At 74.1% G+C, this 26,361-nt stretch carries 21 protein-coding genes; 7 read left to right on the forward strand and 14 right to left on the reverse strand.

From position 1 onward, the window contains the following. Window positions 1-5: 5 nt before the first annotated feature. Entirely contained in the window at window positions 6-1,412 is a 1,407-nt protein-coding gene (locus ACFVDM_RS17130) for a PLP-dependent aminotransferase family protein (RefSeq protein ID WP_383639735.1), read from the reverse strand. A gap of 47 nt (window positions 1,413-1,459) precedes the next feature. Between ACFVDM_RS17130 and ACFVDM_RS17135 the strand changes: the two genes are divergently transcribed. Next, on the forward strand, window positions 1,460-1,969 hold the full coding sequence (locus ACFVDM_RS17135; RefSeq protein ID WP_383639738.1) for a carboxymuconolactone decarboxylase family protein: 510 nt from the start codon (window positions 1,460-1,462) through the stop codon (window positions 1,967-1,969). 25 nt (window positions 1,970-1,994) lie between these two features. Continuing rightward, window positions 1,995-2,732: an isocitrate lyase/phosphoenolpyruvate mutase family protein gene (locus tag ACFVDM_RS17140; RefSeq protein WP_383639741.1), complete on the forward strand. Its 738-nt coding sequence runs from the start codon at window positions 1,995-1,997 to the stop codon at window positions 2,730-2,732. Between the two features lie 98 nt (window positions 2,733-2,830). On the opposite strand, the gene ACFVDM_RS17145 is transcribed toward ACFVDM_RS17140, so the two are convergent. The 4 genes from ACFVDM_RS17145 to ACFVDM_RS17160 all read right to left on the reverse strand — a co-directional run bounded on the left by ACFVDM_RS17145 (window position 2,831) and on the right by ACFVDM_RS17160 (window position 6,870). Next, entirely contained in the window at window positions 2,831-3,820 is a 990-nt protein-coding gene (locus tag ACFVDM_RS17145) for a malate dehydrogenase (protein ID WP_383639744.1), read from the reverse strand. A 198-nt stretch (window positions 3,821-4,018) separates the two neighbouring features. Beyond that, window positions 4,019-5,074 carry a DUF2690 domain-containing protein gene (locus ACFVDM_RS17150; RefSeq protein WP_383639747.1) on the reverse strand — a complete coding sequence of 352 codons (1,056 nt, stop codon included), beginning with the start codon at window positions 5,072-5,074 and terminating at the stop codon, window positions 4,019-4,021. A gap of 480 nt (window positions 5,075-5,554) precedes the next feature. Then, window positions 5,555-6,109 carry a DUF3017 domain-containing protein gene (locus ACFVDM_RS17155; protein WP_383640138.1) on the reverse strand — a complete coding sequence of 185 codons (555 nt, stop codon included), beginning with the start codon at window positions 6,107-6,109 and terminating at the stop codon, window positions 5,555-5,557. Further along, the gene (locus tag ACFVDM_RS17160; RefSeq protein WP_383639750.1) at window positions 6,010-6,870 is read right to left on the reverse strand and encodes a bifunctional methylenetetrahydrofolate dehydrogenase/methenyltetrahydrofolate cyclohydrolase; all 861 of its coding nucleotides are present in this window, start codon (window positions 6,868-6,870) and stop codon (window positions 6,010-6,012) included. Before ACFVDM_RS17160 ends, ACFVDM_RS17155 begins: the two co-directional genes overlap by 100 nt. A 230-nt stretch (window positions 6,871-7,100) precedes the next feature. Here ACFVDM_RS17160 and ACFVDM_RS17165 point away from each other — a divergent pair, with 230 nt between their 5' ends. After that, on the forward strand, window positions 7,101-7,796 hold the full coding sequence (locus ACFVDM_RS17165) for an RDD family protein (RefSeq protein ID WP_383639753.1): 696 nt from the start codon (window positions 7,101-7,103) through the stop codon (window positions 7,794-7,796). 81 nt (window positions 7,797-7,877) lie between these two features. On the opposite strand, the gene purH is transcribed toward ACFVDM_RS17165, so the two are convergent. Next, window positions 7,878-9,431 (reverse strand): bifunctional phosphoribosylaminoimidazolecarboxamide formyltransferase/IMP cyclohydrolase, encoded by a 1,554-nt coding sequence (gene purH, locus ACFVDM_RS17170; RefSeq protein WP_383639756.1) that lies wholly within the window; start codon window positions 9,429-9,431, stop codon window positions 7,878-7,880. After that, the gene (gene purN / locus ACFVDM_RS17175; protein ID WP_383639759.1) at window positions 9,418-10,074 is read right to left on the reverse strand and encodes a phosphoribosylglycinamide formyltransferase; all 657 of its coding nucleotides are present in this window, start codon (window positions 10,072-10,074) and stop codon (window positions 9,418-9,420) included. The genes purH and purN overlap by 14 nt, the downstream gene beginning before the upstream one ends. A 342-nt stretch (window positions 10,075-10,416) precedes the next feature. On the opposite strand from purN, the gene ACFVDM_RS17180 reads away from it, so the two are divergent. Next, a complete protein-coding gene (locus ACFVDM_RS17180; RefSeq protein ID WP_383639762.1) occupies window positions 10,417-11,307 on the forward strand; it encodes a hypothetical protein in 891 nt (296 codons plus the stop codon). Here ACFVDM_RS17180 and ACFVDM_RS17185 read toward each other — a convergent pair. After that, complete coding sequence (locus ACFVDM_RS17185) at window positions 11,297-12,943, reverse strand: DUF6350 family protein (protein ID WP_383640141.1); 1,647 nt, start codon at window positions 12,941-12,943, stop codon at window positions 11,297-11,299. The genes ACFVDM_RS17180 and ACFVDM_RS17185 overlap by 11 nt on opposite strands. Window positions 12,944-13,068: 125 nt before the next feature. Between ACFVDM_RS17185 and ACFVDM_RS17190 the strand changes: the two genes are divergently transcribed. Continuing rightward, the gene (locus tag ACFVDM_RS17190; protein ID WP_383639765.1) at window positions 13,069-14,481 is read left to right on the forward strand and encodes a helix-turn-helix domain-containing protein; all 1,413 of its coding nucleotides are present in this window, start codon (window positions 13,069-13,071) and stop codon (window positions 14,479-14,481) included. Window positions 14,482-14,608: 127 nt separating this feature from the next. On the opposite strand, the gene sucD is transcribed toward ACFVDM_RS17190, so the two are convergent. From sucD to ACFVDM_RS17215, 5 genes are all read right to left on the reverse strand, one after another. Continuing rightward, window positions 14,609-15,493, reverse strand: coding sequence for a succinate--CoA ligase subunit alpha (gene sucD, locus ACFVDM_RS17195; protein WP_383639767.1), 885 nt, complete (start codon window positions 15,491-15,493; stop codon window positions 14,609-14,611). Window positions 15,494-15,514: 21 nt separating this feature from the next. Next, window positions 15,515-16,696 carry an ADP-forming succinate--CoA ligase subunit beta gene (sucC, locus tag ACFVDM_RS17200; RefSeq protein WP_383639770.1) on the reverse strand — a complete coding sequence of 394 codons (1,182 nt, stop codon included), beginning with the start codon at window positions 16,694-16,696 and terminating at the stop codon, window positions 15,515-15,517. A gap of 322 nt (window positions 16,697-17,018) precedes the next feature. Continuing rightward, window positions 17,019-18,302 carry a VWA domain-containing protein gene (locus ACFVDM_RS17205; protein WP_383639773.1) on the reverse strand — a complete coding sequence of 428 codons (1,284 nt, stop codon included), beginning with the start codon at window positions 18,300-18,302 and terminating at the stop codon, window positions 17,019-17,021. After that, window positions 18,299-20,977 (reverse strand): DUF5682 family protein, encoded by a 2,679-nt coding sequence (locus tag ACFVDM_RS17210; RefSeq protein WP_383639776.1) that lies wholly within the window; start codon window positions 20,975-20,977, stop codon window positions 18,299-18,301. Before ACFVDM_RS17210 ends, ACFVDM_RS17205 begins: the two co-directional genes overlap by 4 nt. Beyond that, window positions 20,974-22,080, reverse strand: a complete 1,107-nt coding sequence (locus ACFVDM_RS17215) for an AAA family ATPase (RefSeq protein WP_383639779.1) — start codon at window positions 22,078-22,080, stop codon at window positions 20,974-20,976. Before ACFVDM_RS17215 ends, ACFVDM_RS17210 begins: the two co-directional genes overlap by 4 nt. Window positions 22,081-22,203: 123 nt before the next feature. On the opposite strand from ACFVDM_RS17215, the gene ACFVDM_RS17220 reads away from it, so the two are divergent. Together ACFVDM_RS17220 and ACFVDM_RS17225 are read left to right on the forward strand one after the other, a co-directional pair. Then, a complete protein-coding gene (locus ACFVDM_RS17220; protein WP_383639781.1) occupies window positions 22,204-23,598 on the forward strand; it encodes an SWIM zinc finger family protein in 1,395 nt (464 codons plus the stop codon). A gap of 132 nt (window positions 23,599-23,730) precedes the next feature. Further along, on the forward strand, window positions 23,731-25,368 hold the full coding sequence (locus tag ACFVDM_RS17225; RefSeq protein WP_383639784.1) for a DUF5691 domain-containing protein: 1,638 nt from the start codon (window positions 23,731-23,733) through the stop codon (window positions 25,366-25,368). 255 nt (window positions 25,369-25,623) lie between these two features. On the opposite strand, the gene ACFVDM_RS17230 is transcribed toward ACFVDM_RS17225, so the two are convergent. Then, on the reverse strand, window positions 25,624-26,037 hold the full coding sequence (locus ACFVDM_RS17230; RefSeq protein ID WP_383639787.1) for a cobalamin B12-binding domain-containing protein: 414 nt from the start codon (window positions 26,035-26,037) through the stop codon (window positions 25,624-25,626). Window positions 26,038-26,361 lie beyond the last annotated feature (324 nt).

The following is a 26,361-nucleotide window of genomic DNA, read 5'->3' on the forward strand; positions in this document are numbered from 1 at the left end:
CCCCGTCACGGCAGGATCCGGCAGAGCGCGTCCAGGGCCCCCGTCCAGGCGCTGTCGGTCGGGGTGGCGTAGCCGATGACCAGGGCCTCGCGCCGGTCCTCGGCGTCCGGGTGGCGGAAGAAGGAGAGGCCCTGGACGGCGAGGCCCTGCCAGGCGGCGGAGCGGATCGCCTCGGCCTCGGTGCCGCGCGGGAGTTCGAGGACGGCGTGGAGTCCGGCGGCGATGCCCGTGACGCGGATGCCGGGGGCGCGTTCGGCGAGGGCGGCGACGAGCTGGTCGCGGCGGCTGCGGTAGCGCAGGCGCATGGCGCGGACATGGCGGTCGTACGCGCCGGACTCGATGAACTCCGCGAGCGTGAGCTGCTCCAGGGCGCTGGACGACCAGTCGCTCCACCCCTTGGCCTCGGTCACCTCGCCCACCAGGGACTCCGGGACCACCATCCACCCCAGCCGCAGCCCCGGGGCGAGGGACTTGCTCGCCGTGCCCAGATAGACGACGCGTTCGGGATCGAGGCCCTGGAGCGCGCCGACGGGCTGGCGGTCGTAGCGGAACTCGCCGTCGTAGTCGTCCTCCAGGATCAGCCCGCCCGTGCTCCGCGCCCAGTCGACGGCCGCCGCGCGCCGGTCCGGGTGGAGGGGCACCCCGGTCGGGAACTGGTGGGCGGGGGTGAGCAGGACCGCGCCCGCGCCGCGCATCCCGGGCAGGGCGCGGGTCTCGGAGCCCAGCCCGTCCAGGGGCAGGCAGGGAATGCGCAGCCCGGCGTCGGTGAGCAGACCGGAGTGCAGGTCCAGTCCGTACGACTCGACGGCCACCTCCCGCACCCGGCGGGCGCGCAGGACCTTGCCGAGCATCATCAGCCCGTGGACGAAGCCGGCGCAGACGACGATGCGTTCGGGGTCGGCGTACACCCCGCGCGCCCGTGCCAGGTAGCCGGCGAGGACCGTGCGCAGTTCGACGCGGCCGCGCGGGTCGCCGTAGCCGAAGGCGTCGTGCGGGGCGCGGGTGACGGCGCGGCGGGCGGCCCGCAGCCAGGCGGCGCGCGGGAAGGTCGCCAGATCGGGCGAGCCGGGCATCAGGCTGTGGGCGGGACGGCCGCGCGGCGGCCGGGTGCGCGGGGCGGCTGCCGGGGCCGGCGGGCGCGGGGCGGCCCGCTGGGCCACCCGGGTGCCGGAGCCCTGCCGGGCGGTGAGCCAGCCCTCCGCGACCAGTTCCGCGTAGGCGTCGGCGACGGTGTTGCGGGCGATGCCGAGGTCGGCGGCGAGGGTCCGGGAGGACGGCAGCCGGGTCCCGGGCGCCAGCCGGCCCGAGCGGGCGGCCTCCCTCAGTGCGTCCATCAGCCCGGTCCGCAGTCCGCTCGCCCCGGTGAGGTCGAGATGCAGGTCGGCCCCGAAAGTGGCCCAGTCATCTTTCACACCAATGGACCATACCGCTGTGCCACTGGCCGCGTAGCGTCGTTGCCATGACCACGAACGAGCACCACCACGCGACCTCCGAACACACCCCCGAGCACACGCCCCGCATGACGTGGACCGACCACGCCCCCGAGGTCTACAAGGCGATGGCGCGGCTGGAGGCCGCGACCCGCCGGGGCATCGACCCGGTGCTGGGCGAGCTGGTGAAGATCCGCTGCTCGCAGCTCAACCACTGCGCGTTCTGCCTCGACATGCACACCAAGGACGCCCTCGCGGCCGGTGAGTCGATCGAGCGGATCGTGCAGCTCAGCGCCTGGGAGGAGTCGCGGCACTTCTACACGCCGAGGGAGATCGCCGCGATCGAACTGGCCGAGGCGGTGACCGTGCTGACCGACGGTTTCGTCCCGGACGAGGTGTACGAGAAGGCCGCCAAGCACTTCGACGAGGCGGAGCTGGCCCATCTGATCGGCGCGATCGTCACGATCAACGCCTGGAACCGCTTCGCCGTCAGCACGCGCATGGTCCCGGGCCACTACACCCCCGGCGACCACCGCTGATCCGCCCCGCCCCGAGGAGCCCGCGATGAGCGTTTCCGTCCTGCGCGCCCTGCACCGGGACCGGGCCCCCGGCGATCCGCTGGTCCTGCCCGGACCGTGGGACGCCGGGAGCGCCCGGGTCCTCGAAGACGCGGGCTTCCCGGCCCTCGCCACCCCGAGCGCGGGCGTCGCCGCCTCGCTCGGGTACGCGGACGGCGCGGTGCCCGCCGACGAGATGTTCGCGGCGGTGGCCCGGATCACCCGGGCCGTGTCCGTACCGGTCTCCGCCGATGTGGAGGCCGGGTACGGACTGCCGCCCGGCGAGTTGGTCGAGCGGCTGCTGGCGGCCGGTGCCGTCGGCTGCAATCTGGAGGACACCGTGGACGGCGTCCTCGTGGACGCGGGCCGGCAGGCCGACCGGCTGGCGGCGGTGCGCGCGGCGGCCGGGGACGCGCTGTTCGTCAACGCCCGCGTGGACACGTATGTGACGGGCGTGCCGGAGGTGGTGGACCCGGAGGCCGAGACGGTGCGGCGGGCGCTGCTGTACGGGGCGGCGGGCGCCGAGTGCGTCTACCCGATCATGGCCCCGCCCGAGGCGCTCCCCCGCCTGGCGGCGGCCGTCCCGGGCCCGCTGAACGCGCTGGCCCGCCCGGACGGCCCGTCCCCGGCCCGGCTGGGCGAACTGGGCGCGGCCAGGGTCACCTTCGGCCCCGGTCTCCAGCGCCGGGCCATGGCGGCCCTGGGCACGATCGCCACCGGTCTGCGGACGGCCGCGGACGCCTGAGCCCCCGCGTACCGGGAGCGGCCGCACAGCACCACGCCCCCGTCGGCGATCCGCTGACGGGGGCGTGGTGGCTGCCCGCGGACGGCGCGGGCGGTGGATCAGATCAGGCCGAGCTCGCGGACCGCGTCGCGCTCCTCGGTGAGCTCCTTGACCGAGGCGTCGATGCGCGCACGGGAGAACTCGTTGATGTCCAGGCCCTGGACGATCTTGTAGGTGCCGTTCTCGGTGGTGACCGGGAAGGACGAGATGATGCCCTCGGGGACGCCGTAGGAGCCGTCCGACGGGATGCCCATCGAGGTCCAGTCGCCCGCGGCGGTGCCGTTGACCCAGGTGTACACGTGGTCGATGGCGGCGTTGGCGGCGGAGGCGGCCGAGGAGGCGCCACGGGCCTCGATGATCGCGGCGCCGCGCTTGGCGACGGTCGGGATGAAGGAGTCGGCCAGCCACGCCTCGTCGTTCACCAGCTCGGCGGCGTTCTTGCCGGCGACCTCGGCGTGGAAGATGTCCGGGTACTGGGTGGCCGAGTGGTTGCCCCAGATCGTCAACTTCTTGATGTCGGAGACGGCGGCACCGGTCTTGGCGGCCAGCTGCGAGATCGCGCGGTTGTGGTCCAGGCGGGTCATCGCGGTGAAGCGCTCGGCCGGGACGTCCGGGGCGGCGGCCTGCGCGATGAGCGCGTTGGTGTTGGCCGGGTTGCCGACGACGAGGACCTTGATGTCGTCCGCGGCGTTGTCGTTGATCGCCTTGCCCTGCGGCTTGAAGATGCCGCCGTTGGCGGAGAGCAGGTCACCGCGCTCCATGCCCTTGGTGCGCGGGCGGGCGCCGACGAGCAGGGCGACGTTCGCACCGGCGAAGCCGACGTTGGCGTCGTCGGTGATCTCGATGTTGCGCAGCAGCGGGAACGCGCAGTCGTCGAGCTCCATCGCGGTGCCCTCGGCGGCCTTCAGACCCTGCGGGATCTCCAGGAGACGCAGGTTGACCGGCACGTCCGGGCCGAGCAGGTGACCGGAGGCGATGCGGAAGAGCAGCGCGTAACCGATCTGGCCGGCCGCGCCGGTCACGGTGACATTCACGGGAGTGCGGGTCATGGCGATCTCCGTTAGCAAGCTGGCGGTGGGGGCTCCTGGCCCCTGGTGCGGGACATCCCTGAATCTTGATGTGAAGAGATATCCGCCCGCCAGGCTATCCGACCCGGAACCCCCCGGCCGCCCGGCCCCCTGTGGCACCGCGCACACACGGTCACACACCGCTCGTACGGAGTCCCGCGCCCGGGAGCCCGTGGCGCGTCAGCGGGCGGACTCGGTGGTGCATCCCTTCGTGCCCGTGGCGAGCGTGGCGCAGGCCCGCACATCGGCGGTGCGCTTCACGGCCACCATCGGCGTGTACACCTCCGCCGCCGTGTCGACGGCGCCCTTCTGGCCCTTCGCGCCGGCGCTGATCTCGACGGTGTCGCCGGGTGCGCCCTTGGTGATCCGCGCCCAGGCCGCAGAGCAGGTCTCGCTGTAGCGCACCTCGACGATCCGGGTGCCGACGGTGGCGGTGGAGAGCGTACGGGCGTGCTCGCCGCCGCAGCCCATCCGCTCGGGGTCCTCGCCCGCGCAGTCGGAGCCGCTGCACTCGACGCCGGCGGGCAGGCGCGGGGCGCTCGTCGCGGGGCCGGCCGGGGACGGGGAGGCCGCCGCCTCGGCCTTGTCCGGGCCGTCGCCGGGAAGGAGCAGCAGCACCGCCCCGGTGACCACGAGCAGGGCGCCCGCGACGGCGGCGGCGATCACGGCGGGGCGGCGCCGCGCGGGTCGGGCGGCGGGCGGCGGGGTCCCGAGGCCGGCCGCGTAGGCCACGGCGGGCGGCAGTCCGTGCCCGGGGGCGGAGTCGGGTCCGGCCTGCGGCTGCTGCGGCACGCGGGGGTAGGTACCGCGCTGGACCGGTACGGAGGGCGGGCGCTGCCCGGCGGCGGGACCGGCGTGGCCCGCGGGGCGGCTGCGGCCGTGGCCGCGCGGACCGGCGGCCTCGTCGAGCGCGGCCCGCGCCTGGGCGATCCGTATGGCCTCCATGGTCATGTCGTGGCGCATCTCGGCCCGGCTCCAGGCCCGCTCCGCCAGTTCCCACATGGTGTTCAGATGGCCCTGGTCGGTGCCGGTCACCTCGGCGAGCTTGACGATCGCGCCGCGGGGGGCGAGGAGCCGCCCGTTCAGATAGCGCTCCCAGGAGGTCTTGCTGTAGCCGGTGCGGTCGGCCAGCGCGGCGATGCCCAGGCCGCTGCGGTCGACGAGTCTGCGCAGTTGCCCGGTGAACTCCCGGACCTGCGGATCCAGCTCGTCCGGCAGTGCCTTCCAACGAGGCATTCCATCCCCCTACATCCCGCTCGCCTGTGCCGCTGTCGCCGCGTGCGCCGTGCGCCCGCCGGCCCGGTCCGCCGGCCGGTGCCGCACGGTTCCGCCCCCCTCGCCCCGGACCGTTGGTCCTTCCGTTCCGGGCTACCCAGGGAGATGCGCGAACGCGGACGGTCAGTTCCTGGGGAAGGGGCGCACGGTGGCACACACGGCAGCCGGGCGCACTCCCATGCGCCCCCGCCGTTACCGACCGGTTCAGTCTGCCACCGTTGCCGGACGATCACACCGTGGCGGAATGGTCACTTCCGTGCCACAGGCCCCGGCCACGCCTTGAACCGGTGGTGCCCGTCAACAAGGCTGGAAGCCGGACGGGGCAAGGCGGCCCATGCCGCTCTTTCCGGGGCATTCCCCCCGGTGTCCCGGCCCCTTCGGTGTCCGTCCCTCCTCGGGGGAGGGGACGGACACCGAGTCCGGCCGGGGCACGCGCCGCGCTCAGCGGATCGTGAAGTGGACGGCGTCCTCCAGGATCGGCACGTCCAGCCAGGGCTTCGGCTGCGCCACCAGCGCAAGCATCACGATGAGGACGCCGAGCAGCCCGTACGTCACCAGGTCGGTGAAGCGCGAACGCACCGCCAGCATGCCCACCGAGGGCACCACCAGCCGCAGCACCGCACCCCCGATGAGCGCCACCCCGATCAGGATCGTGCCGATCCTGAAGGCCTCCTCGAAGGCGTCGAGGGCCACGATCAGCAGCCCCGCCCCGGCCGTGCAGAGCACCGCGAGCAGCGGCCACTGGCGGGCGGGTGCCGGGGCGTCCCCGGCCGCCGCCCGGCCGCCGCCCTCGGGACGGGCGGTGTCCCGGGTGAACGACGGGAAGCGCCTGGACCGCCGTGCGGCCGGGCTCGTACCAGAACCCATGGGGTTCCCTCCGGATCCGTGCGGCGGGTTCAGAGCGCCGCGGCGTCGCGCTCGGCCGCCTCGACCACGTTGACGAGCAGCTGGGCACGGGTCATCGGGCCGACACCGCCCGGGTTCGGCGAGATCCAGGCGGCGACCTCGGCCACGCCCGGGTGGACGTCACCGACGATCTTGCCGTTCTCGTCGCGGCTGACGCCGACGTCCAGCACGGCCGCGCCCGGCTTCACGTCGTCGGGCTTGATGATGTGCGGCACGCCCGCGGCGGCGACGATGATGTCCGCCTGGCGCAGATGGGCGGAGAGGTCCCGGGTGCCGGTGTGGCACTGGGTCACCGTGGCGTTCTCGGAGCGGCGGGTCAGCAGCAGCGGCATCGGCCGGCCGATGGTGACGCCGCGCCCCACGACCACCACGTTGGCGCCGTTGATCTCGACGCCGTGGTGCCGGAGCAGCTGGACGACGCCCTGCGGGGTGCAGGGCAGCGGGCCCGGCTCACCCAGCACCAGACGGCCGAGGTTCATCGGGTGCAGCCCGTCGGCGTCCTTGGCCGGGTCCATCAGTTCCAGGACGCGGTTGGTGTCGATGCCGTCGGGCAGCGGGAGCTGCACGATGTAACCGGTGCAGGCCGGGTCGTCGTTGAGCTCGCGGACGACCGCCTCGATCTCCTCCTGCGTGGCGGTGTCCGGCAGTTCGCGCTGGATGGAACCGATGCCGACCTGGGCGCAGTCCTTGTGCTTGCCGTTCACGTACCACCGGCTGCCGGGGTCGTCCCCGACGAGCAGGGTTCCCAGGCCGGGGTTGACGCCCCGGGCCTTGAGGGCCGCCACGCGGACGGTGAGATCGGACTTGATCGCGGCTGCGGTGGCCTTGCCATCGAGAATCTGGGCAGTCATGTCCCCATACTCGCGGATGACCCCGCCCAGGGACCAATCCCAGGTCCGGGGCGTGGACGCAAGGTTGCACTTGCACAACGTCTCTCGCGGGCGACTGGACAAACTTACGTTCCGCTTATAACGATGAAGGCCGCAGTGCCGCAGTAGTACCCGGGGGGCGGACCGCTGATGTTTTCTCTCCTCCACGCGGCCGCATTCGTCCCCGTACGTCCGTTGGAGGAAAGCGCCAGATGAGCTTCGGCGACCCGAACCCGAACAACCCCTACGGCCAGCAGCCCGGCCAGCCGCCCCAGGGACAGCCGGGGTACGGCTACCCGCAGCAGGCGCCCCAGGGCGTGCCGCCGCAGGGCCAGCCCGGCTACGGCTACCCGCAGCAGCCGGGGATGCCGCCGTACGGCGGCCCGCAGTACCAGGGCCAGCCCGGCGCCCCGGCCCCCGAGGGCTACGCGAACGTGCCCGGTCTGGGCATGGTCGAGGTCGGCACGTACGGGGCCCGCTTCGGCGCCCGTCTACTCGACATGATCTTCGCGTACATCGTGGTCTTCATCCTCAACTCGATCATCTTCGGCTCGTTCGCCATCGGTGTCGGGGACGACGAACCGAGCGCCGGTGCGGCCGTCGGCACCTTCGTCGGTGCCCTGATCCTCTCTGCGCTGACGGTGATCTTCTACGACGTCATCTTCGTCAGCGCCATGGGCTCCACGCCCGGCAAGATGATCCTCGGCATGCGGATCGTCAACTCCCGCACCGGCCAGAAGCCGACCTTCGGTCCGGCGCTGGTCCGCTGGGGCTTCCCGATCGGCCTCGGGTACATCACCTGTGGCTTGGGCTACGTCCTGATCGTGATCTCTCCGTTCTTCGACAACACCGGACAGCTGCGCGGCTGGCACGACAAGGCCGCCAACACCCTGGTGATCAAGAAGTAACGCGGTACGCACAGCACGGCGAAGGGCCGGTCCCCCGAACTCGATTCGGGGGACCGGCCCTTCGCCGTGCGCGGGTGCGGATCAGTGGAAGAAGTGCCGCGTACCCGTGAAGTACATCGTCACGCCGGCCTTCTTCGCCGCCTCGACGACCAGCTCGTCACGGACCGAACCGCCGGGCTGCACCACGGCCTTGACGCCGGCCGCGGTCAGGATCTCCAGCCCGTCGGGGAACGGGAAGAACGCGTCCGACGCGGCGTACGCACCGCGCGCCCTCTCCTCGCCCGCGCGCTCGACGGCGAGCTTCGCGGAGTCGACGCGGTTGACCTGGCCCATGCCGACGCCGACCGAGGCGCCGTCCTTGGCGAGCAGGATCGCGTTGGACTTGACCGCGCGGCACGCCTTCCAGGCGAAGGACAGCTCCGCCAGCTCCTCGGCGGAGAGCGCGTCGCCGGTGGCCAGCGTCCAGTTGGCCGGGTCGTCGCCCTCGGCCTGGAGGCGGTCGGTCACCTGGAGCAGCGCGCCGCCGTCGACCGGCTTCACCTCGTACGCCCGGGTCGGGGCGTCGGGGCAGCGCAGCACGCGGATGTTCTTCTTGCGGGCCAGCACCTCGACGGCGCCGTCCTCGTAGTCCGGGGCGACGATGACCTCGGTGAAGATCTCCGCGACCTGCTCGGCCATGGCCACCGTCACCGGGCGGTTGACGGCGATCACGCCGCCGAACGCGGAGAGCGGGTCGCAGGCGTGCGCGTTGCGGTGGGCGGTCGCGACGTCGTCCGCGATCGCGATGCCGCACGGGTTGGCGTGCTTGATGATCGCCACGCACGGCTCGGCGTGGTCGTAGGCGGCGCGGCGGGCGGCGTCGGTGTCCGTGTAGTTGTTGAAGGACATCTCCTTGCCGTGCAGTTGCTCGGCCTCCGCGAGACCGCCCTCGGCGTAGGAGTAGAGCGCGGCGGGCTGGTGCGGGTTCTCGCCGTAGCGCAGGACGTTCTTGCGGTGGAAGGTGTCGCCGAGGAACTCCGGGAAGCCCGAGTCGTCGGCGGCCGCGTACCCGTCGGCGAACCAGGAGGCGACGGCCACGTCGTACTCGGCGGTGTGCCGGAAGGCCTCGGCGGCGAGCCGCTTGCGGGCCGTCAGGTCGAAGCCGCCCGCCCTGACGGCGGCCAGCACGTCGGCGTACCGCTCCGGGCTGGTGACGACGGCGACGGAGGGGTGGTTCTTCGCCGCGGCGCGGACCATGGACGGGCCGCCGATGTCGATCTGCTCGACGCAGTCGTCGTCCGAGGCGCCGGAGGCGACGGTCTCCGTGAACGGGTAGAGGTTGACGACCACCAGGTCGAAGGGCTCCACGCCCAGCTCGGCCAGCTGCTCGCGGTGGCTCTCCAGGCGGAGGTCGGCCAGGATGCCGGCGTGGACGCGCGGGTGCAGCGTCTTGACGCGGCCGTCGAGGCACTCGGGGAAGCCGGTCAGCTCCTCGACCTTGGTGACGGGCACTCCGGCGGCGGCGATCTTCCCGGCGGTGGAGCCGGTGGAGACCAGCTCGACACCCGCCTCGTGCAGACCGCGTGCGAGGTCTTCGAGCCCCGTCTTGTCGTAGACGCTGACCAGGGCGCGGCGGATGGGCTTATTCACCGACATGATCGAGATGAACCTTTCGTCCCTCAATGCGATAGCCGTCACGGGCGAGCCGCCCCACGGCCTCGACGAGCAGCTTGCGCTCGACTTCCTTGATGCGTTCGTGGAGAGCCGCTTCGCCCTCCGGGGTGTCCTCTTCGGTCACCTCGACCACGCCCTGCGCGATGATCGGACCGGTGTCGACGCCGTCGTCGACGAAGTGGACGGTGCACCCGGTGACCTTCACGCCGTACGCGAGCGCGTCGCGCACCCCGTGGGCACCGGGAAAGCTGGGGAGCAGGGCGGGGTGGGTGTTGATGAACCGGCCGCCGAATCCGGCCAGGAACGCCTTGCCCACGATCTTCATGAAGCCCGCGGAGACGACGAGGTCCGGCCGGTGCGCGGCGGTGGCCTCGGCGAGCGCGGTGTCCCACTCCGCGCGTGTGGCGTGGTCCCTGACCCGGCACACGAAGGTGGGGATCCCGGCCCGCTCGGCGCGTTCCAGGCCGGCGATGCCGTCGCGGTCGGCGCCGACCGCGACGACGCGGGCGCCGTAGCCCTCGGGGTCGTCGCCGATCGCGTCGAGCAGTGCCTGAAGGTTCGTACCGGAACCGGAGACCAGGACCACCAGTCGGGCCGGTCCGGCGGAAGAGAGCGGGGAGGCCACGGCTGGGCCCTTTCTCACGTGTGGAGCGGTTCGAAGCGGCCGCACCGCCCGCCGCGTCGCGGGCGCATCGGCACGGCGGCCATGCTGTTTGTACGGTCGTACGAAAGAATCGGGCCCCCCGATACGGGGAACTCTACGAACGGTCCGACCGTCAGCAACGATACCGGCACCTCGGCGGAGCCCCGTCTGACGGGGGTGAGCCCCGCCGGCGCGGCCGGACGTCGGCTCTCGGCCACCGTGCCGGTACGCCCCGCTTCCGGCCCCTCCTCGCCGGAAGGTAGCGTCGGGGACAGTGAACCGTCCGCCGGGCGGACATGACGAGATGGGGAAGACGTTCACCACATGCCGGACCGACGCCGCACCTCCTTCCGCCTGCCGCTGTCCGAGCGGGCCCCACTGCTGATGCGGGAGGGCCGGCCCCCCGCACCGGGCTCCTCTTCCTCCTCCTCTTCCCCCTCGGACGAGCCGGGCGGTTCGTCCGGTTCGGGGCGGGGCGAGGACAACCCGTTCGCGCCGCCGCCGGAGGACCGCCCCGACCAGCCGTGGCAGCCGCGCCGGCCGGCGGGCGGCTCCCGGGGCGAGGGCGGTGACGGGGACGCGCCCGAGGGCGGGTCGTCGGACGACCGGCCGGTCTGGGGCAGCCAGTGGAGCAGCCACCAGCCGGGGCGCCAGAGCGGCACCTTCGGCGGGCGGCCGTCCGGGCCCGGCGGGCCGAGCGGCCAGGGCGGCCCGGAGGGCTCCCCCGGTGGCGGAATGCGCTGGGACCCGACGGACCCGGTCCAGCGCCGCGCCCGTTACTCCCTGCTCTCCGGCATGTGGGCCTTCTTCTTCGCGCTCTTCGACTTCCCGGAGATCGCCCTGCTGCTCGGGGCGCTCGCCGCGTACTGGTCGGTCAGCGCGCTGCGGGCCAAGCCCAAGGAGCAGGCCGCTCCCGGCACCGCGGGCCCGTCGCCGGCCGCACCGGCCGCTCCCCCGGCCCCCGGTTCCTCCGTGCCCGGCCCGCCGCCCGCCGCGTACGCGCAGCGCGGCAGCCGGCAGCAGACGACGGCCGCGGTCACCGGTCTGGTGACGGCCGTGGTCGCGCTGGCGATCGTGGCGACGACGTTCACCGTTCAGCTGGTCTACCGCGACTACTACACCTGTGTGAACGACGCCCTCACCAAATCGGGTCAGCTCTCCTGCAACGAACTGCTCCCGAAGCCGCTGGAGCCCTTCTTCGGCGTCAAGAACTAGGGCCGCTCCCGCCCGGCGGCTCGTCGGCCGTCGCGGGCGCGGGCGCGGGGCGTTCCTCCGGGCGCGGTCCGGGGGGCGTCCGCGCGTGCCAGGGATCGGTGGGCAGGAAGTCGTACGGGTCGATGTCGTCGTCCGCGACGCCCGGGACCGCCGTGCCCATGGCGGACGGACGGGGCACCGGCACGGCGGCGGGGTCCGGCTCCGCGTCCGGTCCGCCCGTACGGCGTCCGCGCCACGACCACCGGCGACGGGCCGCCGGCTCGGGGACCGGACCGTCCGCCGGGCCGTCCACCGTGCCCTTCGCCCCGGGCCCGCCGGTCTCGCCCTCCTCCCCCGCGTCCTCGTCCGCGTCCTCGCCGTCCTCCGCGTACGGATCGCGGCCGCGCAGCCGCCAGGCCCTCAGGATCAGGGCCGCCGGTACGGCGACCGCCAGGGCCCAGGCCAGGGCCGCCGCCCCGGTGAGCCACCACACGGGGCCGAACACCGCGAGCCTCCTGACGCCGAGCGGCCCTCCGGCCGCCGCCGCCAGGAGCGCCGCGCCCACCGCGCAGCCCACCGCCCCCAGCGCGGCGGCGAGCGCGGTGTCCCAGGGACCCCACGCCTCCTCGCGCGCCCCATGGGCGGGGGCGGCCCTGCGGACCGTGAACCAGGCGACGGTCAGCGCCGCCGCGAGCGGCACCCCGGCCGCCGCCCAGTTCCCGGGCGTCCCCGGTCCCGGCGCGGGCAGCGCCGCCAGCAGCGGGAAGTCCGGGAGCGACGGGGTGCCGGTGAAGGCGAGCGGGGTGACCGTGGACCCCGTACCGAGCGCGAAGCCGGGGCCCAGACCGTAGGCCGCTCCCCAGACCGCCGCGTTCGGCACCAGCGACAGCGCCAGCAGGAGCACCGCGAACCGCCCGGCCCAGTCGTCGGAGAGCCCGAGGAAGGACTCCTCGACCGGGGCGACGTGCCGGACCAGCGACACGGCGACCACCAGGGCGCCCCCGCCCACGAGCACGGCGGTCCCGGCCGCCGCCGCCCGCCCGGCCGCCCGCGCGCGCCGGACGAACCGGGTACGGGCCATCGCCTCGTGCAGCCGCACCGGGGCCCAGGAGGGCGGCGGCCCGAGCGGGCGGCCCGCCGCCCGCCACACGCCCGACGCGGCGGCGCCCGCCACCACGAACGCCCCGGGGAAGAGCAGGGTCAGCGGCCGGGCGGAGAGCGAGGCGCCCCGGACGTAGAGCGCGACCGCCCCACCCACCAGCAGATATCCGGCCGTCACCAGCGCGAACGCGGCACCGGCCGAGGGTGCCTCGCGCCCCTCGTCGGGTTCGCACACACCGCGGGCGGCCCGGTGCAGCAGCCAGAGCGGCACCACGGCGAGCAGCAGCGGGACGACGCCGACGGGGGCGGGGGTGCCGGTCAGGGTCTGGGTGCGGACCAGTTCGGCCCCGTGCGCCAGCAGCCAGAGGCCGGCCGCCGCGTGGACAGCCTCGCCGGGTCCGCTGCCGGGGTCCGGGGCGCTGATCCACAGCACCACGACGAGCACCGCGACGCAGCCCAGTCCGAGCCCCGCCGCGAGCACGCCGCGCACCAGGGCCAGAACCAGGGCGGCGGGCCCTCCCCGCTCGGCCGGGAACGCCGGGCCGCGTTCGGTCATTTGGGTCACGCGGTCATGCTCCCAACGACACGCGCCTAAACCGTGTAACGGGCGAACAGCCGTGGTGTCGCTCAATATACGTTTATGTACTTTTTCACCCGGTGCAGGTGGTGCGGGGGACCCTCATGACGCAGAGCACGACCGGCACGACCGAGCCCGCACCGCTTCCCTCCCCGAAGGAGCGGCGCAGGCTTCGGGAGGCGAAATCGCTGAGTGAGGAGCAGGTCGCGGCGGCGATGGGGGTCACCCGGGCCACGGTCCGGGCCTGGGAGACCGGCCGTACGAGCCCGCGCGGCCGCAAGCGCGAGGCGTACGCACGCCTGATCGGCACCGCGCCCGCGGCGTCCACCCCGCGCCCCTCTTCCGTCAAGCCGACGCCCCCGAACACCCCGCCGAAGACCACGGTCGGGGAGCACGCGGGGGTCGAGGAGGCCCGCACGGACGAACCGTCCCCGGCGGCCGAGGAGGCACCGGCAGTTGCGGAAGCACCGGCAGTTGCGGAAGCACCGGCAGTTGTGGAAGCACCGGCGGGCGCGGAAGCAGCGGCGATTGCGGAGGCACCGGCGGGCAAAAAGGCCGCGACCGTCGATAAGGCCGCGGTGGCTGGTGGGACCGAGGTGGCCGAGGGGACTGCGGCGGTCGGTGAGAGTCCTGAAGCGGCGTCACCGGCCGGGGACGGGCCGGTCGCCGACGAGGCGGCGTCCGGGGAAGAGCCGGGGCCCTCGCCCGCCGAGGCGTTCGACGCGCTGTACCGGCATGCCGCCCCCGCGATCTTCCGGCAGGTCTATCTGCTGACGGGCCGGCTGGCCCTCTCCCGGGAGGCGGTCGGCAAGGCCTTCGAGGTGGCGTGGGACCGCTGGCCGGAGGTGGCCGTGGACCGCGATCCGGTGGGGTGGGTACGGGCCGCCGCCTACGAGCACGCGATGTCCCCGTGGCACCAGCTGCGGCGCGAACACCGCCGTCCCGATCCGCCGCCCGAGGCGCCCGAGCCGCGCGCGCTGCTCGACGCGCTGCTGGCCCTGCCGCCCGCGTACCGCCGCACCCTGCTGCTGCACGACGGGGTCGGGCTGGGGCTTCCGGAGACGGCGGCCGAGACCGAGGCGAGCACCCCGGCAGCCGCGGGGCGGCTGATGACCGCGCGGGCGGCCGTCGCGGAGCAGGTGCCCGGTCTGGACGGGGACGGTGAGCCGGACGAGCAGTCCGCGCTGATCCGCGAACGGCTCGGCGCCCTCGCCCTCACCCAGCCCGCCTCCTCGCTGCCGCTGCCGGAACTGATCCGCAACGGCGGCGAGCGCAAGGCCGAGCTGTGGACCCGGGCGGCGGTCGCGTTCACCGTGCTGATCATCGGGCTCACCCTGATCACCCTGGCCACGGCGCCGCGCCGCTACGAGACGCCGGAATCGCCCCCGCAGAAGGTGGAGGGGGTGCCGCCGCTCGGCGGTCCGCAGAAGCTGACCCCGCAGGACGAGAAGCTGCGCAAGAAGCTGGGCGACGAACTCGTCCACGGCCCGGCCCGGCTGGTCCCCCGGGCCGAGTGAACCCGGGCCGGCCCCCCGGGCCGGCCGAATCCGGCGCCGGACACAGACGCGGGCCCGCATCCCCGGTTCGGGGGTGCGGGCCCGCGTCTGCTGTGCGGTGACGCCTCGGGCGTCCGTGCGCGGTGCCTCAGGCGCCGAGGATCTCGCGCGCGAGCTTGGCGGTCTCGGTCGGCGTCTTGCCGACCTTCACGCCGGCGGCCTCAAGGGCCTCCTTCTTCGCCTGGGCGGTGCCGGAGGAGCCGGAGACGATGGCGCCGGCGTGGCCCATGGTCTTGCCCTCGGGGGCGGTGAAGCCCGCGACGTAACCGACGACCGGCTTGGTCACGTTGGCCTTGATGAAGTCGGCCGCACGCTCCTCGGCGTCGCCGCCGATCTCGCCGATCATGACGATCAGGTCGGTCTCGGGGTCGGCCTCGAACGCCGCGAGGGCGTCGATGTGTGTCGTACCGATGACCGGGTCGCCACCGATGCCGACGGCGGAGGAGAAGCCGATGTCACGCAGCTCGTACATCATCTGGTAGGTCAGCGTGCCGGACTTGGACACGAGACCGATGCGGCCGGGCTTGGTGATGTCGCCCGGGATGATGCCGGCGTTGGACTGGCCGGGGGTGATCAGGCCGGGGCAGTTCGGACCGATGATCCGGGTCTTGTTGCCCTTCGACGAGGCGTACGCCCAGAAGGCGGCCGAGTCGTGGACGGCGATGCCCTCGGTGATCACGACGGCGAGCGGGATCTCGGCGTCGATCGCCTCGATGACGGCGGCCTTCGAGAAGGCCGGCGGGACGAAGAGGACCGACACGTCGGCGCCCGTCTTGTCCATCGCTTCCTTGACGCTGCCGAACACCGGTACCTCGGTGCCGTCGAAGTCGACGGACGTACCGGCCTTGCGGGGGTTCACGCCACCGACGATGTTGGTGCCGTCGCCGAGCATGAGCTTGGTGTGCTTCATGCCCGTCGCGCCGGTCATCCCCTGGACGATGACCTTGCTGTCCTTGGTGAGGAAGATAGCCATGGTGGTCTGAGTCCCTCTTCCTTACTTCGCGGCCGCGGCGAGCTCGGCGGCCTTGTCGGCCGCGCCGTCCATGGTGTCCACACGCTGGACCAGCGGGTGGTTGGCGTCGGAGAGGATCTTGCGACCCAGCTCCGCGTTGTTGCCGTCAAGGCGCACGACGAGCGGCTTGGTGACCGCCTCGCCCTTGGACTTGAGCAGTTCGAGGGCCTGGACGATGCCGTTGGCGACCTCGTCGCAGGCGGTGATGCCACCGAAGACGTTGACGAACACGGACTTGACGTCCGGGTCGCCGAGGATGATCTCCAGGCCGTTCGCCATGACCTCGGCGGAGGCGCCGCCACCGATGTCGAGGAAGTTGGCGGGCTTCACGTTGCTGTGGTTCTCACCGGCGTACGCGACGACGTCCAGGGTCGACATGACCAGGCCGGCGCCGTTGCCGATGATGCCGACCTCGCCGTCCAGCTTGACGTAGTTGAGGTTCTTGGCCTTGGCCGCGGCTTCGAGCGGGTTGGCCGCGGCCTTGTCCTCGAGCTCCTCGTGGCCCGGCTGGCGGAAGTCGGCGTTCTCGTCGAGAGACACCTTGCCGTCCAGGGCCAGGATGCGGCCGTCCTTGGTCTTGACCAGCGGGTTGACCTCGACGAGGAGGGCGTCCTCGGCGACGAAGGTGTCCCACAGCGTCACCAGGACCTCGGCGACCTTCTCGGCCACCTCGGCCGGGAAGCTGGCCTGGGCGACGATCTCGCGGGCCTTCTCGATCGTGACGCCGTCGACGGCGTTGACCGGGACCTTCGCGAGGGCCTCGGGGGTCTTCTCCGCGACCTCCTCGATGTCCATGCCACCCTGCACGGAGGCCATGGCCAGGAAGGTGCGGTTGGTGCGGTCGAGGAGGTACGAGACGTAGTACTCCGCCTCGATCTCCGGGGACAGCTCGGCGATCATCACCTTGTGGACCGTGTGGCCCTTGATGTCCATGCCGAGGATGTCGGTCGCCCGCGCGACCGCCTCGTCGGGGTTGGCGGCAAGCTTCACGCCACCGGCCTTGCCGCGGCCGCCGACCTTCACCTGCGCCTTGACGACAGACTTGCCGCCCAGCCGCTCGGTCGCCTCGCGGGCCGCCTCAGGCGTGTCGATGACTTCACCGGCCAGCACCGGTACACCGTGCTTGGCGAAGAGGTCCCTCGCCTGGTACTCGAACAGGTCCACGCGCGTCCGTCCCTTGTCAAATGGTCTCGCGGTTGGTTTTCTGCGTGGGCGTGCCGCGAGGGGCATCGTGACTGCACTGTCACCAGGGAGGCGCATACGGTGACCGAATACGCGGCATGTCCATCTCGCAGGTTATCCCCGCGCCGCGCATGACCTTAAATCGGAGCAGTCCGCAGGGCGGTGATTACGGTCACAGATCGCCCTGGTGGCCGGGTCGCGGTGGACAAATCGCCACGGGGCGGCGACGGAGCGCGTCCGGACCGGCCGGGCGGTCGCGCCGCCGCCCGGACGGGGATCCCGGGACGGGCCGCGGCGCCCGGCCCTACCGCCCGCCCTCCTTGTCCGGTATCGGAAGCGGCCGCTTCTCGACGGCCGCCGCCATCACCTCGGGGAAGAGGTCCGGGGTGCAGGCGAAGGCCGGGGCACCCAGGGCCGCCAGCGCCTCCGCGTGCGCGCGGTCGTAGGAGGGGGCGCCCTCGTCGGAGAGGGCCAGCAGGGTGACGAACTGCACCCCGGACGCCTTCATCGCGGCCACCCGCTTCAGCATCTCGTCGCGGATCCCGCCCTCGTAGAGGTCGCTGATCAGCACGACGACGGTGTCCGCCGGGCGGGTGATCCGCGACTGGCAGTAGGCCAGGGCCCGGTTGATGTCGGTGCCGCCGCCGAGCTGGGTGCCGAAGAGGACGTCCACGGGGTCGTCGAGCCGGTCGGTGAGATCGACGACCGCGGTGTCGAAGACGACCAGCCGGGTCCGCAGCGCGCGCATGGACGCGAGCACCGCCCCGAACACCGAGGCGTACACCACGGAGGCGGCCATCGAGCCGGACTGGTCGATGCAGAGGACGACGTCCTTCTTCACCGACCGCGCGGCCCGTCCGTACCCGATGAGCCGTTCGGGCACGACCGTCCCGGCGCTTTCCCGGCCGGGCAGCTCCAGATAGTTCTTGAGGTTGGCACGGATGGTGCGGTTCCAGTCGATCGCGTGGTGGCGCGGCCGGGCGATCCGCGCGGAGCGGTCCAGGGCGCCGCCGAGCACGGTCCTGGTCCGGGTGGACAGCCGCCGCTCCAGCTTCTCCACCACCGCGCGCACGACGGCCCGCGCGGTCTCCTTCGTCGTCTCGGGCATGGCCTTGTTGAGCGAGAGCAGGGTGCCGACGAGGTGGACGTCGGGCTCGACGGCCTCCAGCATCTCCGGTTCGAGCAGAAGCGCGGAGAGGCCGAGCCGGTCGATGGCGTCGCGCTGCATGACCTGGACGACGGAGGCCGGGAAGTACGTCCGGATGTCGCCGAGCCAGCGGGCCATGGACGGGGCGGAGGCCCCGAGCCCGGCCGTCCGGCCGCCGCCCGGTCCGCCGCCGGGCCGCCCGCCGCCCTCGTAGAGCGCGGTGAGCGCGCCGTCCATCGCGGCGTCCCGCCCGCTGAGCGTGCGGCCGGTGCCGTGCTCGCCGTCCGCCCCGAGCACCAGTCGCCACCGCCGCAGCCGCTCTGCCTCACCGTCCGCCCCCGTACCCGCCGTCCCCGCACCCGCCGTCACCGCACCTGCCGTCCCCGTGCCCGCCGTCACCGGCCCGACCTCGGCGCCCGCTCCACCGGCCGTCGTCGTCATCCCGTCGCCCCCATGTCTGCCGTGGCCGTCGCCGTGGCGGTCTCGGTTCCGGTCGCGGTCTCGGTTCCGGTCGCGGTCTCGGTTCCGGTCGCGGTCTCGGTTCCGGTCGCGGTCTCGGATTCGGTCGCGGTCTCGGATTCGGTCTCGGACTCGGACTCGGACTCGGACTCGGACTCGGACTCGTACGTCGATTGTTCTGGTCCGCGTCTCTCGGGGAGGGCCGGGACGGTTGGTGCGGAGTCGTCGTTCTTCGGGGGGCCGGAGGCGGTCGCGGCCGGGCCGGAGGCCGTCGCGGCCCCCTCCGGGCGTGCCGCCGCGTCGGCGTCCAGGCCGAGGAGGAGGCGCAGGACCGGCAGCACCGCGTCGGCGCGGGCCGTGTCGAGGGCGGGGCCGAAGCCCGGGGCCGGGGGTGCGTGGCCGGGCGCGGCCGGGGTGCCCGGGGCCGAGCCCGTGGACGGGCCGCGCCGGACCAGCTCACCCAAAGTGCGGCGCACGCCCGGTTCGTACGCCGAGAAGGTGCGGCGCAGCAGGGGCAGCACATCGGTGAACGTGCCGGCGGGGACCGAGACGAGCCAGGCGTCGACGAGGGCGAGGAGCCGCTCGTCGTGGACGAGGAGCATGCCGCCGCCGGCCGCGCCGCCGACGAAGCCCTCGATCCAGGCGGCGGCGTCGGCGGGGGCGGTGCCGGGTGACAGGGCGAGTCCCATCAGGCGGGCGGCGTCGTCGTGGGCGAGGTGCCCGTCGTCGAGGAGCAGCCGGGCCGCCCGGCCCCGGATCACTCCGGCGGCGGTGTCGCGGGCGGTGAGGCCGCGCAGGACGGTCCGCCAGCGCTCGCGCAGCCCGTCCGCGCTCTCCGGCACGGCGCCGGCCAGCAGGCCGATCGCGGTGTGCACGCCGTCGACGCGCCGGCGCAGGGCGGTGGCCGCGTCGTCGTCCAGGCCGGTGCAGGCCGGGGGCAGGCCGACGCAGATCCGCTCCGCGAGTCCGGCCGCGACCTCGCCCAGCGCGGTGGTGTCCGTGGCGCGGACGTCGCCGTAGCGCAGGGTGCGGGCCAGGGCGGGCAGGGCGTCCGCGAGGTGACCGACGTCGGTGTCGAGCGCGGCCCGGTCCGCGAGCGCCCGCATCACGACGGGGAGCGCGCCGGGCAGTCCGGCGAGCAGGCAGCGCTCGGCCAGGGCGGTGACGTCCGCGAGCGCGGTGGCCGCCAGGGCCTCGGACTCGGCGCGCGCGGTGGCGGCGGCGAGCACCGTGGTACCCCAGACGCCCGCTTCCGCGACGCGGACGTACAGCTCGGGCTCCCAGCGCAGTCGCCAGCTCTCCCGGAAGGTGCCGGTGCTCCCCCGGCCCGCGGCGGGCTCGCCCCAGTCGATGCCGAGCAGCCGCAGCCGGTGCAGCAGGCGGCTGCGCGCCGCGTCGGTGTCCTTGCGGAGGTCGAGGTCCAACTCCCGTTCGGCCGCCTCGGGTTTGAGGCGCAGGGTGCGCTGCTGCCGTTCGAGGTCGCGCTGGAGCGGAATGGCGGGAGCCGTGTCGGGGACCTCGCCGAGGGCGACGCCGACGACGAGCCGGTCCCGGACGAGGGCGAGCGGCACGTCGGAGCCGTCGCACATCACGGCCCGCACGGCGTCGGTCGCCTCGCCCAGCCCGGCGAGCGGCCGGCCGCGGACGGCGGCGAGGGTCTCGGCCAGCCGGACCGCTTCGATGACATGGGCGGAGGACACGAACCGGTCCTCCTCGCGCAGGAGTCCGGCGACCTTGGTCATCCAGCGTTCGACCGGGCGGTCGGGGGCGGCGAAGAGGTGCGCGTACCAGCCGGGCGAGTCGATGCCCGCGCCGTATCCGCTGTGCCGGGCCAGGCGCCGGTGGGTCCAGGGCACCCAGGTCAGCTCGGCCCGGACCTTGGGCAGGCCCTTGAGGAGGGCCCGGTCGGCGGCGAGCGTGGTCCGGGTGCGGAGCGCGGGCACGTGCCAGGCACCGCAGACGACGGCGACGCCGTCACCGAACTCCTTGCGCGCGGCGCGCAGTTGGAGTCGCATATAGGCCTCGCGGAGCGTGTCCCTCGGGTGCCCGCCGTCCCCGTACGCCTCGCGCAGCGCGGACATGGCCTCGGCCAGGGCGTCGAAGGCGGCCAGCGGGCCGGCGCCGTTGCCCGTGCCGGGGGTGTCCGGAAGACGGTGCTCGACGACGTCCTCCCACCAGCGCTCGGGGTCGTCGTATCCGGCGGTCTCGGCCAGCACCCGGATGGGGTCGAGGGGCACGGACCGGGGTCCGCCGTCCTCCCCCTTCTCCTCCTCCCCCTCCCCCTCTTCTTCTGCTCCCTCCGCTCGTTCCGGTTCCTGGGCCAGGGTGTGCGCGGCGGGGAGGTCGATGAAGCGGACGGGGACCTCGTGCGCCAGGGCCCAGCGGAGCGCGGTCCATTCGGGCGAGAACGCGGCGAACGGCCAGAACGCGGCGCGTCCCGGATCGTCCACCGCGTGAGCGAGCAGGGCGACGGGCGGCCGCATCTGCTCGTCGGCGGCGAGCGGCAGCAGGGCGTCCGCCTCGGGCGGGCCCTCGATGAGAACGGCGCTCGGGCCGGCGGCGTCCAGGGCGGCCCCGACGGCGCGGGCGGAGCCCGGTCCGTGGTGCCGCACGCCGAGCAGCAGCGGACCTCCGTGGGGCGTGTGCTCCGTGGTCATACGGAGACCTCACGGCAGGCGCGGTAGAAGTCCTTCCAGCCGTCCCGCTCGCGCACGACCGTCTCCAGATACTCCTGCCAGACGACCCGGTCGGCGGCCGGATCACGGACGACGGCGCCGAGGATGCCGGCGGCGACGTCGCCGGGGCGGAGGACGCCGTCGCCGAAGTGGGCGGCGAGGGCGAGGCCGTTGGTGACGACGGAGATCGCCTCGGCCGTGGACAGCGTGCCGGAGGGGGACTTGAGCCTGGTCCGGCCGTCGGCCGTGACGCCGTCGCGCAGTTCACGGAAGACCGTGACCACGCGGCGGATCTCGGCGAGGCCGTCGGGGGCGGGCGGCAGATCGAGGGAGCGGCCGATCTGGCCGACCCTGCGGGAGACGATGTCGACCTCCGCCTCGGGGGTGGCGGGCAGGGGGAGCACCACGGTGTTGAACCGGCGGCGCAGGGCGCTGGACAGCTCGTTGACACCCCGGTCGCGGTCGTTGGCGGTGGCGATGACGTTGAACCCGCGGACGGCCTGGACCTCCTGGCCCAGTTCGGGCAGGGGCAGGGTCTTCTCCGACAGGATCGTGATCAGCGAGTCCTGGACGTCCGCCGGGATGCGGGTCAGCTCCTCGATCCGGGCGGTCATGCCCTCGGACATGGCGCGCATCAGCGGGCTGGGCACCAGGGCGTCGCGGCTGGGGCCGTGGGCCAGCAGTTGCGCGTAGTTCCACCCGTAGCGGACGGCTTCCTCGGGGGTGCCCGCGGTGCCCTGGACGAGGAGCGTCGAGTCCCCGCTGACGGCGGCCGCGAGATGCTCGGAGACCCAGGTCTTCGCCGTGCCGGGCACGCCGAGGAGGAGCAGCGCGCGGTCGGTGGCGAGCGTGGTGACGGCGACCTCGACGAGGCGGCGCGGGCCCACGTACTTCGGTGTGATCACGGTGCCGTCGGGCAGCGTGCCGCCGAGGAGATAGGTGGCGACGGCCCAGGGCGACAGGCGCCAACGCGGCGGGCGGGGGCGGTCGTCGGCGGCGGCGAGCGCCTTCAGCTCGTCGGCGAAGGCGTCCTCGGCGTGCGGGCGCAGGGCCTGGTTTCCGATATCTGCGGTGGTTGCGGACACGGTCGTGGTTCCCCCTCCAGGTCGGTCGGCCTGTTGTGCTTCCCACCGTGCACCATGGCACTGACAATCGACCTTTCCGCAGGTCGGAGGCTGTTGTCAGTGGGGTCGCCTACGGTCGGAACCATGCTGCTGACTGACGGGGGAGAACCCTTGGGCACCGCTGCTCCTGCGGTGCGCTGGACGGTGGAGCAGGTTCTGGCGCTGGCTCCTGACGACGCCTCACGCAGGGCGGGGAACAAGCTGGGTGCGCCCGGTCCGTGGTCGGACACCGGGGAGGACGCGTCGGGCGCGGTGTGGGGGCTGTGCCGGGGCAGCGGAAGCACGCCCTACCGGACGGTGGTGGACACCTCGGGCCCGGCGTATCTGTGCGGGTGCCCCAGCCGGAAGTTCCCGTGCAAGCACGCACTGGGGCTGCTGCTGCTCCGCGCGTCGGGCGACTGGCGGCCGGGCGGAGCGGTTCCGCCGGACTGGGCGGACGCGTGGCTGACCGCCCGTCGCGCCCGTGCCGGGGAAGGGCCGGGCGCGGTGGACGGGGGCGGTGCGAAGGCGGGCGGCCCGGCCGATCCGGCGGCGGCGCGGCGGCGGGCCGAGCGCCGGGCGGAGCGGATCGACGGCGGCGCGCAGGAGCTGGAGCAGCGGCTGGGCGATCTGCTGCGCGGCGGGCTCGCGGCGTCCGAGCAGACGGGGTACGGGCTGTGGGAGGAGGCGGCGGCCCGGATGGTGGACGCCCAGGCCCCCGGACTGGCGGGCCGGGCACGGGAGTTGGGTGCGGTGGCGTCCTCCGGACCGGGCTGGCCGGTGCGGATGCTGGAGGAGTGCGCGCTGCTGCATCTCCTGGACACGGCGTGGCTGGGCATCGACGCGCTGCCCGCGCCGCTGGCCTCGACGGTCCGCACCCGGGTCGGTCTGCCCTCGGCCGCCGAGGGACCTGCCGTCCGTGACCGCTGGCTGGTCCTCGCCCAGTACGACACCCCCGAGGGAAAGATCGTGGCCCGCCGGATCTGGCTGTACGGAAGGGAGTCGGGCCGCACGGCGCTGCTGCTCTCCTTCGGCGCCCCCGGACAGGCCCCGGCGACGGCCCTGCCGGTCGGTGTCACGCTCGACGCCGAGCTGACCCCGTTTCCGGGGGCGGGGCAGCTCCGGGCCGAGCTGGGGACACGGTTCGGCGCGCCCGTGCCGGGCGGTCCGCCGCCGCCCGGGGTCGACGTGACCGGTGCGATCACGGCGTACGGGACGGCCCTGGCCGACGATCCCTGGCTGGATTCCTGGCCGGTGACGCTGCACGGGGTCGTGCCGGTCCCGACCGCGGACGGCTGGCAGTTGGCCGACGCACACGGGGACACGGCGCTTCCGGTCGCCCCGCCGGCGCTGTCCCGGCCCGCGCTCTGGAAGCTCGTCGCGCTCTCCGGCGGCGGCCCGCTGACCGTCTTCGGCACCTGCGGCCACCGGGGCTTCGACCCCCTCGCGGCCTGGTCGGAGGACCGCCCGCTCGACACCCTGACCCCGGTGACCCCATGACCTCCGGAGGGGCGATGTCCCGACACCCGCTCGACGCCCCGACCCCAGTGGCTCCGTGACCCCAGGAGGAGCGATGACCCGACACCCGCTCGACGCCCCGACCCCAGTGGCTCCGTGACCCCAGGAGGAGCGATGTCCCGACCCGCCGCGGCCCCGGCCGCTCCCGTGTCCGTGCCGTGGGAGGAGCTGGTCACCTCGGCGCTGCTGGGGACGGACCGGCGGCCTCTCGCGGTGGCGCCCCGGCCCGGCCCGGACGGTGCGGCGGCCGCCCTGCTGGACGCCGCCGCCGTGCACACCGTCCGGCGCCGGGCGGGACTGCTGCCCGCGCCGGCCGCGCCCCGGCCCGCCCCGGCGCCGGCGGACCCGCGTCCCGTCCCGCCCGCGGCGGCCCGGAGCCGGCTGGCGCAGCTGCTCGCGGACCGGGCCGGGGCGAGCGGCGGGGGCGGCAGACGCGGGGCCGCCCCGGATCTGACGGAGCTGATCCCGCAGTGGCTGGCCACCGCCAACCGGCACGGCTACCGGGCGCCGGACGCCGTGCTGCCCGCGCTGCTGGAGGCGGCCCGCGCCCGAACGGATCTGCGGCCCGGGGCCCTGACCTTCGCCGGTCCGCGCGGACTGTGGCTGGCCGGACTGAACCCGGACTGGAGGTTCGCGCTGCGCGGCGCGTCCGGAAGCGCGCTGCTGCCCGAGGTGACGGACCGGGAGGGGGTGCGGCGGCTCTGGGACGAGGGGCTGTTCGCCGAGCGGATCGCGCTGCTCGCCGCCGTCCGGGCGCACGACGCGGAGGCGGCCCGCGCTCTGCTGGACACCACCTGGTCCTCCGAACGGGCCGAGGACCGGCTGATGTTCATCGACTCGCTGCGCACCGGGCTGTCGGGTGCCGACGAGGAGTTCCTGGAGCGGGCGCTCGCCGACCGCAGCCGCAATGTGCGGGCCACGGCCGCCGAGCTGCTGTCGGCGCTGCCCTCCTCGGCGCTCGCCGGGCGGATGGCGGTGCGCGCCCTGTCCTGCGTCAGCCCCGGACTCACCGGCACCGAGCCGTTCGTGGCCGTGGAGGCCCCGCACGAGTGCGATGCGGAGATGCAGCGGGACGGAGTGGTGGCGCTCCCGCCGTCGGGCCGGGGCGAACGCTCGTGGTGGCTGGGGCAGTTGGTGGAGTCGTCGCCGCTTTCCGTCTGGCCGGGACGGTTCGCCGGGCGCGGGGCGCGGGAGATCGTGGCGTTGCCGGTGGCCGACGGCTGGGGCGAGGAGCTGCACGCGGCCTGGTGCCGGGCGGCCGTCAGACAGCGGGACCCCGCGTGGGCGCGGGCGCTGCTGGGCGCCCCGTCGACGCCTCCGTCGCACGGGCCCGGCACCGCGTCGCTGGCCGAGCGCTCCAAGCTTTTGGCCGTGCTGCCGGCGGCCGAGCGGGCGGAGTGGGTCGCCGGGTTCATCGCCGCGCACGGCCTGTCCGAGGCGTTCCAGCTGCTCGGGGTCTGCCCGACCCCGTGGGCGCAGCCGCTCGGGCGGTCCGTCGTGGACGCCCTCGACATCGCGCGGGACGCGGGCAGCTATCCGTGGAGCTTCAGCGGGGTGATGGGCCTGGCCGAGCGCTGTCTGGACCCGGCCGAGGCGGACAGGCTGGAAATCCTCACCACCACGCCCGACGAACCCGAGGACGCGTCGCCGGGTGCGAACGGCTACTGGTCGGAGGCGTTCCAGCGCCTGGTCTCCACGTTGCGGCTGCGCGCGGCGATGGACGAGGAGCTGACGCCGGACGACGGAGAGTAGGGAGCCTCACGCAGCGTGCCCGCGCGGACGGGGCGGTCGCGGGCCGCGCACACGTCCGCGCCCCGCCCCGCTCCCCGAAGGGCCGGACGGCCGAAGCACCGGACGACCGGTACGCCGAGGCCCGGTCCGGTTCCGAATCCGGGTCCCATCCGAATCCGGTTCCGGTCCCATCAGACTCCGGGTCCCGATCCGGGTCCGGGTCCCGATCCGGGTCCGGGTCCCGATCCGGGTCCTGAATCAGGCCGCCGCCGGAACTCAGGCCTCCGCCGGGTGCCGGACGTTCGCGTTGACCCAGTCGACGATCGCGGTGGTCGTCGCGCCGGGGGTGAAGATCTCCGCGACGCCCTGCTCCTTCAGCGGCGGGATGTCGTCGTCCGGGATGATGCCGCCGCCGAAGACCTTGATGTCGGCCGCGTCGCGCTCCTTCAGCAGTTCGATCACCTTGGCGAAGAGCGTGTTGTGCGCGCCGGAGAGGATCGAGAGGCCGATCGCGTCGGCGTCCTCCTGGATCGCGGTGTCCACGATCTGCTCGGGCGTCTGGTGGAGGCCGGTGTAGATGACCTCCATCCCCGCGTCGCGGAGGGCCCGCGCGATCACCTTCGCCCCGCGGTCATGCCCGTCGAGGCCCGGCTTCGCCACCACCACACGGATCGGACCGGTCACACCCATCACTGCCTCCACATGCGTTTCCCGTACCGGAAGGGCCGGGGATGTGAACGAACGTTATCGACAGCATCCCGCACGGTGTCGTTTCGCGGTGGGCGGGGAGGGGGAAATCACACGTGGGACATGTTCACCGGGCACCGTTCCCCGTCAGGACGCGGCAGACCGCCGCGGGGGGGACGGCCGCCGGGAGAGCCGCGACGAGGCCGTCGTGCCACCGCGCCGTCAGCCGCACGGCACGGTGGTACGGCTCGCCCGCCGGCCGCCCCGCCAGGGCGGTCGGGACGCAGCAGGTCGCTCCTCTTCCGGTATCGGAGCAGGAGGTCGATC

Origin of the sequence: Streptomyces sp. NPDC057682, from assembly GCF_042799575.1 — a bacterium.
In the GTDB taxonomy this organism is placed as follows: Bacteria; Actinomycetota; Actinomycetes; order Streptomycetales; family Streptomycetaceae; genus Streptomyces.

Excerpts from the sequence above, each read along its gene's own strand:
- ACFVDM_RS17135 (WP_383639738.1), top strand. The coding sequence starts at position 1,460 with ATGACCACGAACGAGCACCACCACGCGACCTCCGAACACACCCCCGAG.
- ACFVDM_RS17140 (WP_383639741.1), top strand. The coding sequence starts at position 1,995 with ATGAGCGTTTCCGTCCTGCGCGCCCTGCACCGGGACCGGGCCCCCGGC.
- ACFVDM_RS17145 (WP_383639744.1), bottom strand. The coding sequence starts at position 3,820 with ATGACCCGCACTCCCGTGAATGTCACCGTGACCGGCGCGGCCGGCCAG.
- ACFVDM_RS17150 (WP_383639747.1), bottom strand. The coding sequence starts at position 5,074 with ATGCCTCGTTGGAAGGCACTGCCGGACGAGCTGGATCCGCAGGTCCGG.
- ACFVDM_RS17160 (WP_383639750.1), bottom strand. The coding sequence starts at position 6,870 with ATGACTGCCCAGATTCTCGATGGCAAGGCCACCGCAGCCGCGATCAAG.
- ACFVDM_RS17165 (WP_383639753.1), top strand. The coding sequence starts at position 7,101 with ATGAGCTTCGGCGACCCGAACCCGAACAACCCCTACGGCCAGCAGCCC.
- purH (WP_383639756.1), bottom strand. The coding sequence starts at position 9,431 with ATGTCGGTGAATAAGCCCATCCGCCGCGCCCTGGTCAGCGTCTACGAC.
- ACFVDM_RS17180 (WP_383639762.1), top strand. The coding sequence starts at position 10,417 with ATGCCGGACCGACGCCGCACCTCCTTCCGCCTGCCGCTGTCCGAGCGG.
- ACFVDM_RS17185 (WP_383640141.1), bottom strand. The coding sequence starts at position 12,943 with ATGACCGAACGCGGCCCGGCGTTCCCGGCCGAGCGGGGAGGGCCCGCC.
- ACFVDM_RS17190 (WP_383639765.1), top strand. The coding sequence starts at position 13,069 with ATGACGCAGAGCACGACCGGCACGACCGAGCCCGCACCGCTTCCCTCC.
- sucD (WP_383639767.1), bottom strand. The coding sequence starts at position 15,493 with ATGGCTATCTTCCTCACCAAGGACAGCAAGGTCATCGTCCAGGGGATG.
- ACFVDM_RS17205 (WP_383639773.1), bottom strand. The coding sequence starts at position 18,302 with ATGACGACGACGGCCGGTGGAGCGGGCGCCGAGGTCGGGCCGGTGACG.
- ACFVDM_RS17210 (WP_383639776.1), bottom strand. The coding sequence starts at position 20,977 with ATGACCACGGAGCACACGCCCCACGGAGGTCCGCTGCTGCTCGGCGTG.
- ACFVDM_RS17220 (WP_383639781.1), top strand. The coding sequence starts at position 22,204 with ATGCTGCTGACTGACGGGGGAGAACCCTTGGGCACCGCTGCTCCTGCG.
- ACFVDM_RS17225 (WP_383639784.1), top strand. The coding sequence starts at position 23,731 with ATGTCCCGACCCGCCGCGGCCCCGGCCGCTCCCGTGTCCGTGCCGTGG.
- ACFVDM_RS17230 (WP_383639787.1), bottom strand. The coding sequence starts at position 26,037 with ATGGGTGTGACCGGTCCGATCCGTGTGGTGGTGGCGAAGCCGGGCCTC.